Origin of the sequence: Rhizobium album, from assembly GCF_003122325.1 — a bacterium.
In the GTDB taxonomy this organism is placed as follows: Bacteria; Pseudomonadota; Alphaproteobacteria; order Rhizobiales; family Rhizobiaceae; genus Metarhizobium; species Metarhizobium album.
Window position 1 is genome coordinate 115,270 of the sequence record NZ_QFBC01000014.1, and the last position, 13,954, is coordinate 129,223.

General features: G+C 53.7%; 13 protein-coding genes and 1 pseudogene. 10 read left to right on the forward strand and 4 right to left on the reverse strand.

Features of this window, described 5'->3' with window-relative positions:
- Positions 1 to 52: 52 nt before the first annotated feature.
- A complete protein-coding gene (locus DEM27_RS24510; RefSeq protein ID WP_109460871.1) occupies positions 53 to 1,450 on the reverse strand; it encodes an FAD/NAD(P)-dependent oxidoreductase in 1,398 nt (465 codons plus the stop codon).
- A complete protein-coding gene (locus tag DEM27_RS24515) occupies positions 1,447 to 1,740 on the reverse strand; it encodes a (2Fe-2S)-binding protein (RefSeq protein ID WP_109460872.1) in 294 nt (97 codons plus the stop codon). Before DEM27_RS24515 ends, DEM27_RS24510 begins: the two co-directional genes overlap by 4 nt.
- A 210-nt stretch (positions 1,741 to 1,950) precedes the next feature.
- On the opposite strand from DEM27_RS24515, the gene DEM27_RS24520 reads away from it, so the two are divergent.
- A complete protein-coding gene (locus DEM27_RS24520; protein ID WP_109460873.1) occupies positions 1,951 to 2,865 on the forward strand; it encodes a LysR family transcriptional regulator in 915 nt (304 codons plus the stop codon).
- A gap of 48 nt (positions 2,866 to 2,913) precedes the next feature.
- On the opposite strand, the gene DEM27_RS24525 is transcribed toward DEM27_RS24520, so the two are convergent.
- A complete protein-coding gene (locus tag DEM27_RS24525) occupies positions 2,914 to 4,113 on the reverse strand; it encodes a M24 family metallopeptidase (RefSeq protein WP_109460874.1) in 1,200 nt (399 codons plus the stop codon).
- A 311-nt stretch (positions 4,114 to 4,424) separates the two neighbouring features.
- On the opposite strand from DEM27_RS24525, the gene DEM27_RS24530 reads away from it, so the two are divergent.
- Together DEM27_RS24530 and DEM27_RS24535 are read left to right on the forward strand one after the other, a co-directional pair.
- Complete coding sequence (locus tag DEM27_RS24530) at positions 4,425 to 5,537, forward strand: NAD(P)/FAD-dependent oxidoreductase (protein ID WP_109460875.1); 1,113 nt, start codon at positions 4,425 to 4,427, stop codon at positions 5,535 to 5,537.
- Between the two features lie 81 nt (positions 5,538 to 5,618).
- Positions 5,619 to 6,599: a carbon-nitrogen hydrolase family protein gene (locus DEM27_RS24535; protein ID WP_109460876.1), complete on the forward strand. Its 981-nt coding sequence runs from the start codon at positions 5,619 to 5,621 to the stop codon at positions 6,597 to 6,599.
- Positions 6,600 to 6,669: 70 nt separating this feature from the next.
- Here the strand turns inward: DEM27_RS24535 and DEM27_RS24540 are convergent, their stop codons facing one another.
- Positions 6,670 to 7,920, reverse strand: a complete 1,251-nt coding sequence (locus DEM27_RS24540; RefSeq protein WP_109460877.1) for a M24 family metallopeptidase — start codon at positions 7,918 to 7,920, stop codon at positions 6,670 to 6,672.
- Between the two features lie 201 nt (positions 7,921 to 8,121).
- Here DEM27_RS24540 and DEM27_RS24545 point away from each other — a divergent pair, with 201 nt between their 5' ends.
- The 7 genes and pseudogenes from DEM27_RS24545 to DEM27_RS35270 all read left to right on the forward strand — a co-directional run bounded on the left by DEM27_RS24545 (position 8,122) and on the right by DEM27_RS35270 (position 13,948).
- Positions 8,122 to 9,024: a LysR substrate-binding domain-containing protein gene (locus DEM27_RS24545; RefSeq protein WP_109460878.1), complete on the forward strand. Its 903-nt coding sequence runs from the start codon at positions 8,122 to 8,124 to the stop codon at positions 9,022 to 9,024.
- Between the two features lie 294 nt (positions 9,025 to 9,318).
- Positions 9,319 to 10,371 (forward strand): ABC transporter substrate-binding protein, encoded by a 1,053-nt coding sequence (locus DEM27_RS24550; protein WP_109460879.1) that lies wholly within the window; start codon positions 9,319 to 9,321, stop codon positions 10,369 to 10,371.
- The gene (locus DEM27_RS24555) at positions 10,368 to 11,267 is read left to right on the forward strand and encodes an ABC transporter permease (protein ID WP_109460880.1); all 900 of its coding nucleotides are present in this window, start codon (positions 10,368 to 10,370) and stop codon (positions 11,265 to 11,267) included. Before DEM27_RS24550 ends, DEM27_RS24555 begins: the two co-directional genes overlap by 4 nt.
- Complete coding sequence (locus DEM27_RS24560; RefSeq protein WP_109460881.1) at positions 11,264 to 12,067, forward strand: ABC transporter permease; 804 nt, start codon at positions 11,264 to 11,266, stop codon at positions 12,065 to 12,067. Before DEM27_RS24555 ends, DEM27_RS24560 begins: the two co-directional genes overlap by 4 nt.
- Before the next feature lie 17 nt (positions 12,068 to 12,084).
- The gene (locus tag DEM27_RS24565) at positions 12,085 to 13,155 is read left to right on the forward strand and encodes an ABC transporter ATP-binding protein (protein ID WP_109460882.1); all 1,071 of its coding nucleotides are present in this window, start codon (positions 12,085 to 12,087) and stop codon (positions 13,153 to 13,155) included.
- A 27-nt stretch (positions 13,156 to 13,182) separates the two neighbouring features.
- Positions 13,183 to 13,452: pseudogene (locus tag DEM27_RS35265) on the forward strand (SDR family NAD(P)-dependent oxidoreductase); the annotation flags it as partial.
- Between the two features lie 172 nt (positions 13,453 to 13,624).
- Positions 13,625 to 13,948, forward strand: a complete 324-nt coding sequence (locus DEM27_RS35270; RefSeq protein ID WP_205908954.1) for an SDR family oxidoreductase — start codon at positions 13,625 to 13,627, stop codon at positions 13,946 to 13,948.
- The last annotated feature ends 6 nt before the right edge of the window (positions 13,949 to 13,954 follow it).

A 13,954-nucleotide genomic window follows, 5' to 3' on the forward strand; every position in this document is an offset into this window, starting at 1 on the left:
AGCCCGAGTGGACGAGGCATGTCACCTCGTCGAGGTACCGCAAGTATAACGCCTATATCGCGTGATCCTCGTCACGTAGCGAAGCGAGTTCTCCGAGCGTTATAGGCTTAAGCGGAGGACGGAATCGGTAGAAACCAACGTCGCTTACTTGTCGTCTCTCTTCAGCGGCGACAATTTGCGTCACGCTGTAGCCGCATTGTCTTCCTTGGCAGGGACCCATTCCAACACGCGTCAGAGCTTTGATCTGATTTGGATCGCGGCGGCCAAGGCGAACAACGTTGCGAATTTCCCCAGCCGTCAATTCCTCGCAACGACACACCACTGTTTGGTCTGTCGGGTTGAAGACGGCTTCTCGTGGTCGAAAAAGGGCATCCAGGAACCTGCGAAGAGCCAGTTCGCGTCTAAGACTGGAGCGCGCAGATGCCGCCATTTTGTTTGCAGCAACTGACGGTAACCGACCAAGTTTTGTGGCAACGCCCAATGCTGCGATCTCCCCGCGCAGGTACGCGGCCTTAGCGCCCCCTATACCTGCACCATCGCCCGCGACGTAAATTGCGGCTTGAGAAGTTTCTCCCCACTCATCTACTGTGGGAGCGAAACATTGCTGATCGGCACGCCATTCCACCGCGCATCCAACTGCAAACGATGCGTGGACGTTTGGCACCACGCCCTCATGCACTAATAAGTTTTCCGTCTCGACTGTCTCCTCAACACCAGCTTTAGTCCGGAAACGGATTGCTGTTAGGCGGTCCGTGCCAAGGGCCTCGATGTCATTCACGCCGCGAATGCGACGGACACCTGCCAGTTTTAGCGCGAAACTCCAAGACAATCCTTTCAGCAAATCCGGTGCCTTCAACAGCGCAGATGGCAGAAAGCGGATCGCTGACTTCAATTGCTGGGGCGGAGTAGTGTCGAGAAATGCAGCGATTTTCCCGCCTGCTTTTAATAGCTGTCGCATGTAGAGAAGAACTAGTGGCCCACTGCCCGCGACTATCACTGGTTTAGCAGGGATCTGTTCCGAATTCTTCAACAGGATTTGGGCTGCTCCCACGGTTAGAACTCCGGGCAATGTCCACCCTTTGAAAGGCGCTGGTCTCTCTTGTGCTCCGGTCGCAAGGATGACCGCTTCGGCCTCAATAACTTTGGAAACGCCTGCTCTGGAAACGAACGCTCGGAATCCGGGTTCGACCTGCCACAGTTGCATGCCGGGTTCGTATACCGCTCCGCTCGCGCGAAACGCTTCTACGATCGGATGCCCTTCAAGATAGGCTGATCCAAGCAGCAACCCGCGTTTAGTTGCGGCAATTGTTTCGATCCCACGCCAGATTTGCCCACCTGGGGCGGGTTGCTCATCCACGACCAGAACCTCAAGACCGGCCTTTCGCGCAGTGATTGCTGCAGCCATGCCGGCGGGGCCCGCGCCGACGATAAGGAGTTCGACCGAATTCATGGTTTGAGACCCCTCTTCCCGCGCTGCCTCGTGATGCACATGCCCTCCCGGACAGTCGTGAGACAGGTCTGGACCGACGCGACATTGTCAACTTCGGCGAGGCAATCAAAACAAACGCCCATCATACAATATGGTGCCCGCTTGCTATTCTTTACTGGCGTCAACCGAGACCAGCAGTCCTCCTGCCTCATTAGCACGGCGGCTACGCTCTCCCCCGTCTCCGCTGGGACAGCGATACCGTCAATAAAAACAGTGAGGACCACTTCTGGATCATGCAGTTTTCGAAACATAAGATGCTCTGTGTGAGGTCACGGCGGATAGCGGTTGCGGCAAAAGCTCGATCTGGCTTCTCTTCCGACCTGATTGGGTCAATCATTTCGGTTTGCTCGTACCGACCATACTGGCTATCGTTTTGAGCGGTCAAAGTCGGATTTATTTGGAATTCATTCGCGTAGGTTATATGAGACTGTTCTGTGTTCAAATCTCGTTTGAGGCCAACCATGCGGATCCCTAGCCTTCGTCAGATCGAAGCTCTAATAGCGTTCGTCGAATCTGGGACAGTAAGTCGTGCCGCAGATGCGCTGAGAATCTCTCAACCGGCCGCCAGTAAGTTGTTGGGTACACTGGAGATGGATACCGAACTCCAGCTTTTTGAGAGAGACGGAAGACGTCTTGTTCTGACACCTCAGGGGATGCGTTTGTATCAGGAGATTGATCGTGTGTTCACAGGGGTGCAACAGATAGCGCGCGCCGTCGATGCGATACGGCGGGAAGAACGTGGCCGTCTCAGGATTGGCGTGATCCCAGCCCTCTCAGGCCCAGTTATCCGCTCGGCTGTCTCTAGCTTTCTTGATCGATATCCAGACGTCTTTATTTCAGTAATGGAGCGTAGTTCCCAGCTTATATCCGACTGGTTGGTGCGAGGCCAATTGGACGTCGGGATCGTTTCTGCCTCCGCGAACGAAGTGCGTATCCGTTCCCAAGATATCGGCGTGGAGCCCCTCGTCTGCGTCGTTCCGCGGGATCACCCCTTGGGCCACCGCACCTCAATTCCGTTAAGCGAACTTCAAGGCGCGCGCTTTATCGCCTCATCCTCAAGTAGTATACTTCGGCTCGAGATCGACAAACTGCTAGAGGGACAAGGTGTGATCCCGAACGTTATTCTCGATGCCGATACGGCCAAAAATGCTTGCGAGTTTGTGGCCGCAGGTTTGGGAGTTTCTATACTTCACCCACTCACTATCAGCAAATCGTTGCGCAATGAAGTTTCTATATTGCGTCTCGATCCATCAACCTCGCTCGGCTTTCATTTTTGCCACCCACTCGAATGTAGGAACAAAGCTCTCGTTGACGCATTCGCTGAGGAAGTCCAAGGCGCTGTCGCCGCGAACCTAGGTGTATTTTCCGTAGCATGAAGTTGGCGGACATTGTTGAACAATGTCCGCCGTCTCTTGAAAGTCGAGCTATAACTGAACCACCCCTTCATGGATTGGCGTCAACAGTTCTGGCGCTCCGTCGGTAATACGGAACGTGCTCTCAATCCTCGACTGATATCCATCCATGTAAACGGAAGGTTCGATGGAGACAATCATGTCGGCCTTCAGCGAGCCTCCAACGCCTTCCGCCAGCTTCATTTCGGTCTCAACGCCGAAGGTTCGTCCGCAGCTGTGCACAATGTAAGGTCCCAGACCCGCGTCGACGAGCGTGTCGGTTACGACCTGGTTTATATCCGACGCAACGGCCCCCGGACGACACATATCGAGTGCGGCGTCGTAAGATTTTCTGACGGCCGCATTGATGTCTTGCTCCGTTGAACTCAACGGGCGTTGCGCAACAATCCGACCAAAGCCTGTGCGGAAACCTAAGAGGAATGGTACCCGACAAAAGTCGATCGCCACAATATCGTTTGGCTCGATCATCTTAGTTGACGCTGTACCGTGAGCACGATTGAGGCGCGACCCGGACGTCAACAATTGTGCGCTCATGCCGATCGGGGAGTCGACGTGGTCGTGGTTCGGCGTCTCGGAATCGATACAGGCGGCGCAGGCCTTTACAGTATGTGCCCAACCTTTCATCGCAACCTCATATTCGCGATGGCCGCCTTCTTTGATTGCTTCAACCTCAACATCGAACATTCGCGCTGCAAGATGCCCTGAGGCACGATGCACTTCTACTTCGGTTGCATCCTTCACTGACCGGTGACGTTCAACCTCCCTGTCGCTCTCGACAAGTCGAATTCCCTCTAGACCATCTACCAAGGCCGCGTACGCACGGTTGGTAAGATCTGCTTTCTCTACGCTGACTGGCTCATTTTGCAGGCCGTTTTCAACAATGAAGTCACGGACAATGCCCCAAGCGTCTTTACGTTCACCTTCGATGGTGACCTCGCAATGATGCTCTATGCGCAAATCGAGACCGGCCACCGCAGCCTGCGCAAACGTTCGTTCGATTTTTGGGACCACAAGCAGTGGCCGGCCATTTTTCGGAATAACCACGCAGGTCAGCCTGCGAGGTTCGTAATACTCTGCCCTTGCAGCATAACCCCAGAAGCCGGTGAGATACCTGATATTGCTAGGCAGGATGACGATAGCGGCACCTGTGCCGGCTGCCTTAAGGCTTTCTTGCAAGCGCATGATGCGTTTCTTATGGTCGAATATATACATTATCTCTCCTCGGCCGCTGACTTACATGTCGCAACGCTAAGTAGCCGAGTTTTCAAAGTCAAAGTCGAAAAAATTGAAGCCTTATTCCCTTAGGTTATGCGACGCGGCTGTCTCAAAGGCCGAGCGATTCGCAAATCTGATCTATAACTTGATCGAATATTGGCGCAACGATTTCGACTTTGACCGCACTAGGGCAGGCTCGTTAGCCTAGATAACCGCATCAAGTGGGCGCCACTTGTCGATCGCACAGATCCCTTATGAACGCATCGCATCCCAAAATTGGAAGGTGCTCGGCCGGAGATAGGAAAGTAATGAACAAGAGCACCGATTTGCTAGTCATTGGTGGCGGTCTCCATGGTCTGTCAGCAGCGCTGCAGTCAGCGAGGCTGGGACTAAAGGTAACGGTGGTTGAACGCGATTTCGTCGGAAGGCATGCTTCAGGCTCGACCGCGGCAGGCGTGCGCACTCTCGGAAGAGCCGTTGAAGAGTTGCCTTTGAGCCTTGAAGCAGCAGAGACTTGGCACCACATGGTCGAGCTTGTTGGCGATGATTGCGGATTTCGGGCTGCCGGTCAGCTTCAAGTCGCAGAGGATGAGGCAGCTTTAGCTGCTGTAAGCGCCCGTGTGCATGGGCTAGAATCGGCCGGTATGTCTCATGAGCGGTTGCTCGGCGCAGACGATCTCCGAGCTATCATTCCAGATCTGCCTCCACACTGTCTCGGTGGCGCTTGGGTGAGCGGTGACGGCTCGGCGGACCCCCATCGCACGATCCGTGCTTTCCGTGCAGCCTGCGAAAAAGCTGGGGTGCGGATCATTGAGGAATGTAGGGTATCGAGTCTCAAGCGACGGGGCGGTATCTGGTCGGCGCAGACGGAGATTGGCGTTATTGAAGCCCCGTTGGTGATTAACGCGGCCGGCGCTTGGGCAAGTAACCTTGCGAAAATGGCAGGTGAGTGCGTATCGCATGAAATACGGACGTCAATGATGATCGTCACAGAGCGGGTTCATCCTCGAATTGCACCCGTTGTCGGCTCGTTTGGACGCAAATTATCATTCAAACAGACAACCGAAGGGACGATACTGTTGGGAGGGGGGGCGCAAGGAAAACTGGCGAAAGACAGAAACTCGTCCTCGGTCGATATGGTGGCGTTGTCAGAGACAGCACAGACTGCTGTCAATCTTTTTCCATGGGTGAAGGGGTTGCGGATTGTGCGCACCTGGGCTGGCATGGAGGCTATGACGAGAGACCACATTCCAGTGCTTGGGTGGTCTCCCGAATTGGAAGGTATGATACACGCATTCGGATTTTCCGGGCATGGATTTCAACTTGTGCCATCCGTTGGTCGTGCCTTGGCGCAACTCGCCGCGGGTATGGTCCCCGCCCACGAACTCTCAGCTTTTTCGTCGAGCCGTTTGGCGAAATAACGGCTTTGCCGCTCGGCATACAACGTCGTTCATAAAACATTCCGCATATAATCTTCTCGAGAACCGTTGAAAGGAATATCGATGACCGCCGATAAAAGCCCCAGCAATGCAGACTACCTAACTGTAGGGCTGGCGCAGATCGTGCCGGTTTGGCTTGACCGGGACGCTACGATCAACAAAATCGCGAGGTGGTGCGAAGAGGCAGCGAAGCGTGGCTGTGACTTTGTAGCATTTGGCGAAGCCCTTGCTCCTGGTTATCCCTTCTGGATTGCCCTGACGGATGGCGCTCGCTACGAGTCGAATTTGCAGAAAGAACTTCACGCGCACTACCTTGAACAGGCGGTGCAGATTGAAGCGGGGCATCTGAAGCCCATCACGGACGTAGCCAAGCAACTGGGAATCTCGGTTATGCTCGGCATTATCGAACGTCCCACCGATCGGGGGGGGCATAGTGTATATTGCTCTCGGGTTCACATCAGCTCAAACGGAGTAATTGAATCGGTGCATCGCAAACTGATGCCTACCTATGAGGAACGGTTGAGTTGGGCCATAGGCGATGGTCACGGTCTGCAGGTACATCGCGTCGGACCATTCCATGTCGGCGGGCTTAATTGCTTTGAAAACTGGATGCCACTTTCACGGGCGGCCTTATATGCGCAAGGTGAAGACCTTCATGTCGCCCTTTGGCCCGGCAGCGTGAAGAATACGGAGGCCACAACACGCTTTCTTGCTCGGGAAGGCCGAAGCTATGTACTCGGCGTTTGCGGACTTTTACGAAAGGCAGATATACCCGCAGACAGTCCCGCGAAGGCGATGTTAGAGAACTGCCCCGAGATATTGGCCAACGGCGGCTCGTGCATTGCTGGACCCGACGGGAATTGGATTATACCACCAGTGACCGGGCATGAAGATCTGATTGTCGCAACGCTGGATCATCGCGTCATACGACGCGAGAGACAGACATTTGACCAGACCGGCCATTATTCACGGCCCGATGTCACACGCCTTATCGTAAATCGGGAACGGCAAACCTTGGTTTCGTTCCGCGACTCTATCGATTAGTCGGTGAAACGCACGATGTGGGTGAAGGTCTCCGGGATCATCACCCACAGTAGCTCGACGTATCGAGAGTTTACCGCGATAGTACGTTGAGTTCCCTGCTGCATCGGGTGAGCAGTTCAGCCCCGTCGTCAGTAATCAAATACGTATCTTCGGGATGAGCAGAAAAATTAGGCAAGTAGATGCTGGGTTCTATGGTGATGACCATGCCTGCTTGCAGCGGAAGTTTATCCCCCGCCCCGATCTCCGGAAGTTCTGCAGCTTCAATTCCGACGCCTCTGCCTGTACGGTGCACAAAGGTTTCCCCGATACCTGCCTTATCAAGCACCTCACGCGCTACAAGGTCGGGTACCTCGGCCGCGACGCCTGGCCGTAGCACCGACACGGCTTTGTCGTATGCGTCCAAAACAGTTCGGTACATATCCTGTTCTGTCGAGTTCGCGTTACGGAGCGCAACGTTACGCGCGAAACCAATTCGGTAGTTCTGGAACTGGGGAATTCGGCAAAAGTCCAAAAGGATCATATCGTCAGGTTCGAACGCTCGCGTGGAGGCCAAGGCATGGACCATATCGCACCGTGGTCCGGAGGTGATAATCTGCGACGTCTCAGCCAAGGGATGATCAAGGGAGCAGCCGCAGTTGCGATGATCGCAATGCCAAGCGGATTCATGCGCAGCATGGTCTCGACCTACCATGGCAACCTCGTACTCTCGGACGCCTGGTCGTATCGCGGCACATTCTGCAAAGTATTCTTGGACCGCCATTTTGCCGCTGATGCGGAGGATATCGATTTCCTCTGAAGATTTGATAATCCGCATTTCTTCGACCAAGCCGTTGCTTGCCTCGATGACGGAAACGCCGAGTTCGGCGTTGAGGAGATCGTGGAGTGCCGCGGAGATGAAATTCTTCTCTACGGCCACCTTCTTTCCGAGTAGGCTTTTTTCTTGCAAAACTTTGTTAAGTAGGTTCAGTCCGCCAAAGCACTCCGTCTCGCTTCCCCATTCAACATGATATCGGATATCAGGCAGCCAGGACCTTCGCTGCGCAAATAGATATTCGAGTTTTGGAACAATGAGGACCGGGTCGCCATTCGCAGGCACCACGGCGCAGACTAACCGACGCGGCATCGCGTATTCACTACGATTGCTATAGCCCCACAATCCGGTGACATAACGAACGTTTTCCGGCTTGATCACCAACAGCGCATCAAGGCCTCTTTTGCGGATCCGAGTCTGAAGCTCAGCAACGCGGCCAATATATGTTTCTTTGCGCATCCCAATGCCTTTAAAGTGACTTTGTGCGCCATTCTTGTTTCCGATCAGCATAACGTCAAATCAGTGTTTTTTGGTTTTGCATGTCCTAGACTTATGTATCGCAACGGATTTAATTCTCCGTTGAATTAGACCGGTATTCAGAGTTTACCTCGCCGAGATGAAGAAGGGCGACAGCCTCACGAACACGTCGCCTTCGTTTTTTGGGCAAATGTCCAGCGCGATCTAGGTGTAGACTTGAGGAGAGGTGTCACGATGAAAATGAACGTCAAGCAAGTAGAGGCTTTTCACCAGGTTTTTGTCACAGGCAGCATAACTGCCGCAGCGCAGCGATTGTACGTCTCTCAGCCCGCCGTGAGCCGATTGATTGCAGATTTGGAGTTAGCGATCGGCTTTCAGTTATTCGAGCGTAAGCATCGCCGTCTTATCCCAACGCCGGAAGGGCATATGCTTTTCAACGAGATAAAGAAGACTTTTGTCGGTTTGGAAAAGATTGCATCTCGAGCCGAAGAGATCAGATCGTTTCGAACGGGATCGATCCGCATCGCTGCTATGCCAGCTCTTTCGTTCAGTCTTCTACCACAACTCATAACCCAGTTTATGACCGCTTTCGAGGGCATTCACATCTCGCTAAATGTGCGAACCTCAGACACCGTCTTTGACTGGCTCGGATCTGACCAGTGGGATATCGGCATCGCTGCCCTGCCGATCGACAAAACGGTGGCGCAGTTTGAGTTACTCCCCTCACCTGCTTGCTACTGTGTCCTTCCCCCCGATAGCGATCTTAAGGACAGAGATGTCATCACACCACAAGACCTACGAGATCTGCCGTTCATCTCACTGTTTGCAAACAGCACTATACGACTGCGAACCGATGCTGCCTTTCAAGCCGCTGGCGTTCAACGAAAAATGATCATGGAAACGCCCTACTCGTTTAGCGCTGTGCAGTTTGCCAAGCTTGGTCTCGGAACCACGATCGTGGACCCGTTCTCGGCAATGACCCTGGTTGACGATCCGACAACGGTTAAGCCTTTTGAGCCGGAGATACCTTATGAATTCGGACTTTTGTATCCAGAAATGTTTCCGCTCTCGGGCATCGGCCGTGAATTTGTGTCGGCCTTGAGAGTTAGAATCGATGAGGTCACAAGGCGAAAATAGCTTTGCTCGGCGGCAAGTTCGATCGATGCAATTCATTTCTCGATGCGCGCGCAGCCTTTCATGACATGCTCCTCGATGGAAATTTCAGTAAGTAAACTCTGCAACGCCCTTAACGTATAACCTGGGCGAATGAATTTCAGAAGTTTTATCATTTGACGAAAAGGATGCTTCTTAGGCAGATAGATTGTCATAGATCGCGTCAAGACGATCTACACAGGAGGCGGAGAGCGCAAGTCGCTCTTGCTGGTGACAAGTTATCGTACCAACACAATCAGAATAAAAAGGGAACTGATCATGGTTTTCATTTCGAAACGCCGATTGGCTAACGTTCTCGCCGCGACTTTGTTCGCGTCGGTTCTGCCAGCAGCGCCGGCCGCTTTCGCTCAGGAGACGGTCGTATTCGCGGGGTTCGGCGGCAGCATCATGGCCGCGCAGCGTAAGGTTTACTTTGATGCCTTCGAAAAAGAGACTGGCATTAAAGTGATTGACGTTCCCGATTCGGGACTCCCAAAAATCAAAGCCATGGTGAACAGCGGCAACGTTCAGTGGGACGTAGCCAACACTCTTGGCATGTACGTACACCAAGGGATCAAGGAAAACCTCTGGGAAAAGCTGGACCAGAAGGTAGTCGGCGCCGCAGGCATCCCTAAGGAACTCCGCAACGACTACGGCATCGGCAATGCTGCCTACGGTCAAATCCTCGCGTACAACACGAAGCTCAGCGGTGGGGTGAATGCTCCGAAGACCTGGGCGGATTTTTGGAATGTTAGCGGGAAGGCCGGCCCACGGGGGCTTTTCGATGGACCGCGATACATTCTCGAGTTCGCTCTAATGGCGGATGGCGTTGCGCCCAAAGATCTTTATCCGCTTGACGTCGATCGAGCATTCGCCAGTCTTGACAAGATAAAGAGCAAGGTTTCGATCTGGTGGAAACAGTGGCCACAGGTGCCAATCCTTCTCTCCTCAGGCGAAATTAATATGTCGAACATGTCGAATGCTCGAATTCAAGATATCGTTGCCACAGAGAAAGTTCCGCTCGAGATCGTTTGGAATCAGGGACTTATGACCGTTGATTGGCTTGTGGTTCCCAGAGGGGCTAAAAACCCGGCCAACGCTATGAAACTTATTGCCTTTATGAGCCGCCCAGACCTGCAAGCCAAATTTGCACAGGCGACGAACATCGGACCCGTCAATGCCGATTCAATCTCCTTGATGTCCGCTGAAGAGCAACAAAAGCTTCCAAGTGTGCACTACAAAAATGGTGAGATGGGCCTAGTCGACGACGCATGGTGGGCCGAAAATAGCGATAAGATGATCCAGCGCTGGGACAGCTGGAAGCTGAAATGAAAATGACAGTCGCTGAAAACGGCGTGCTGGCGTCGAATAAATTCAAGTCGAAGCGAGCCCACCGCTCGCTTCGGCCCAGCGCCATGTGGCTCGTCATGCCGGGTGTGGTTTTCTTGGCCGTTGCGTTCGTCGTGCCGTTGCTCATATTGCTCTCACAAAGCTTTTACGACGAAGGCTTCACGTTCCGATATTTCGCTATGATCCTTGCTTCGCCGAGCTACCTAGCTGTTGTCTGGATCACTTTGAGGATGGCCGTTTTGGCCACTGCGGCAACGATGCTGCTTGCATACCCGGTATCCTGCTACTTGATGCTTGCCGGCCCTGCGATGCGGTCGTTCATCATGGCTTTGATCATCATACCGTTTTGGACGAATATTCTCGTACGATGTTATGCGTGGATGGCCATTCTTCAAAGGCGAGGCCTTGTGAACACGTTCTTAACTGATCAAATCGGCCTGATCGACCGCCCGATCGAGATGGTATACAACCTGCCAGGGGTGCTGATCGGCATGACGCACTATCTGCTGCCACCGGCGATCCTAATCCTCTACAGCATTAACCATAATATCGACCTTCGTATTGTCGGGGCGGCCCGCAGTCTTGGTGCAAGTCCGTCGCGCGCATTTCGGCATGTCTTCTTGCCGCTAAGCATGCCGGGCATCAGGGCCGCTACAATGCTGGTTCTGATATTAAGTCTCGGCTTTTTCGTCATACCCGCCCTGCTTGGCGGTTTGAAAGACATGACGCTCGCGACGCTCATCAACGTCCAATTCACGGAGTCTGTTGATTGGCATTTTGGGGCAGCCATCTCGATGGTTCTTTTGGTTATGACTCTAGTCGGTATCGGGGTGTATTACCAAGCTCTTTCGAAGACTAAAGGGGGTAAACAGCCATGAGTGATGGTCGTCGGTTGAACCCCCTCGCAATTTTCAGCTGGGTTGTTGTCGCGTTTCTCCTACTGCCATTGATAGCCATCATTCCGATGTCTTTCAGCAGCTCTTCGCTCTTGCGACTGCCGCCTCCGGGTTACTCGCTTCGCTGGTACGAGGCCTATCTGTTCAATAGTGCGTGGATGAACGCTACCCTGAACAGTGTCATAATTGCTTGCGCGACATCGATACTCTCAGTTGCGCTAGGTACGGCAACTGCCTACGGCCTTTCGCGGACAAAATGGAAAGGGAAAGCCCTTCTGCAAGCGTTGATACTGTCGCCGCTTCTAATCCCTGGCATTGTGATTGCCGTCGCGACGTATTCAGTGTTTTCGATGCTGAAGCTCAACGGTACCTTCACCGGGATAATCCTCGGCCACACAATCATTACTTTTCCCTACACAGTTGTCGTTATCAGCGCCGCGTTGGAACGCTTCGATCCGCGTCTGGAGCAGATGGCTGTCAGTCTGGGGGCCACTCCGCTGAAGGCATTTGCCTTCGTAACCTTCCCGATCATCAGAGCGGGGATCATCATCGCGTCGCTCTTCGCATTTCTTCACTCGTTTGATGAGGTTGTGATGGCAACGTTTATCGGAGGCCCGGCGACGACGACGCTGCCACTCCGCATCTGGGACGGCATACGTTTCGAATTAACGCCCGTGATCGCTGCCGTCTCATCGATCCTTATTCTCATATCCTGCGCCGTTATCGGCATCACCGAGGTCTTCAACCATCGGAGCAGGATCTTGGCCGGCGAAAAGCCCTAAGATATCCCGGAGCTCACATGAATCCTGCAGTCGAATTCAACAACGTTTCTAAAAGCTTCGGCAACTTCGTGGCGGTCAGAGACTTCTCGCTTAAGGTCGAAAACGGCCAGTTTGTTACCCTTTTGGGGTCGAGTGGTTCAGGAAAGTCAACCTCTCTGATGATGCTCGCTGGTTTCATGGCGCCCAGTGGTGGCCATATCAGTATCGATGGCCGCGATGTGACCGAATTGGCGCCGCACAAGCGCAATATTGGCCTCGTTTACCAGAACTACGCGCTGTTCCCTCATATGACCGTCGCCGCAAATGTCGGGTTTCCGCTCAAAATGAGGCATGTCGCGAAGGCTGAGATCGCGCGTCGGGTGAGAAGCGCACTTGAGAAAGTCCATCTCGATGTATTCGCAGACCGTTTCCCAGCTCAGTTGAGTGGCGGTCAGCAGCAGCGTGTTGCTCTCGCTCGAGCGATGGTCTTCGAGCCGGCGATCCTTTTGATGGACGAACCGCTAGGGGCGCTCGACAAAAACCTCCGAGAAGAGATGCAGGTCGAAATTAAACGAATTCAGCGCGACGTTGGAATCACGACGATCTATGTCACCCATGACCAGGAAGAGGCTATGTCGATGTCTGACAATGTCGTGGTCATGAGCAAGGGACAGATAGAGCAGGCAGCGCCGCCCGCGCAGCTTTACGAACGCCCTCGCAATGCCTTCATAGCACAGTTCATTGGCTCGGCGAACGTTATTCCTGGCTTCGTCAAGTCGAATGAAGGCGCGAAATCCTTCGTCTCTGAAACCGGAACAACGATTCCGCTTCAAATGCATGGCGCAGTCGAAGAAGGTGCGCGTAAAGCAGCTATTGTCCGGCCGGAGCGCATTCGGTTCGGGACTGGGAATGATAGCCTAGCCGTTCCTGCAGTCGTGGAGTCGGTCCTCTATGGAGGAACAATGATCCGCTACGCGACGCGCGCTGGGGAACAACGTATCGACGTTGTCGCTGTCAACGATGGCGGCGCGCCTCGTCAGCCTGGCGAAACTGTTCATCTCATATGGGAGCCTAAGGATTTCCTCCTGGTGGACGCGACTGCAAACTAGAAAACGATCAAGAAGCGGGAGGGGCATATGTCGAAGGGCATTGAGGCCCCTGTCGCGCTTGTGACTGGAGCCAGTCGCGGCATTGGAGCGGCATCGGCTCGATTGCTTGCAAGTCGTGGCTATCGGTTGTGCCTCATGTCACGATCTGGCTACGGTGAACTTGCCAATCAACTGGGAGCCTGGGATTTCTCGGGCTCATTGACCGACGAAGTCGACATACAAGCTTTTGTGGACGGCGCAGTAGAGCGGTATGGCAGGCTTGATGCGATTGTCGCGAGCACTGGGCGGTACAGATCTATCCTGGAAACACACGGCGCGATAGCGGAAGCTAGATCAGTTGGAAGCCTTACATTTGATTCCGACTACAAGCCGGACATCTTCTCAACTCCACGCGCGGCTTGGCATGACGTGCTGGATCTTTTGGTTATGAGCGTTGTTGGTTTGGCGCGGTTTGCGACGCCGCATTGCAATGGTCGCCGTTTCGGGGATGGAAGCAGCAGAACCTCGCTTACACTATCCGCTCAGCCCTGTCCGCTCCGCTTTGCACGGGTTTACGCAGTTGTATGCGGATCGGTACGCGCAAGACGGGATACGTATGAATTGCGTGCTGCCTGGCATGCTCGAAAACGCGGTACAAGCCAGAGACGAGCGCTTGCGATCCATCCCGGCCGGACGTGCTGGAACATTGGACGAAGTCGCAGAGACGATCGCCTTTCTCATATCGCCGGCCTCTTCATATATCACGGGTCAAGGTTTGCTGGTTGATGGCGGCCTGAACCGCTCTCGCTTTTAATGTCAA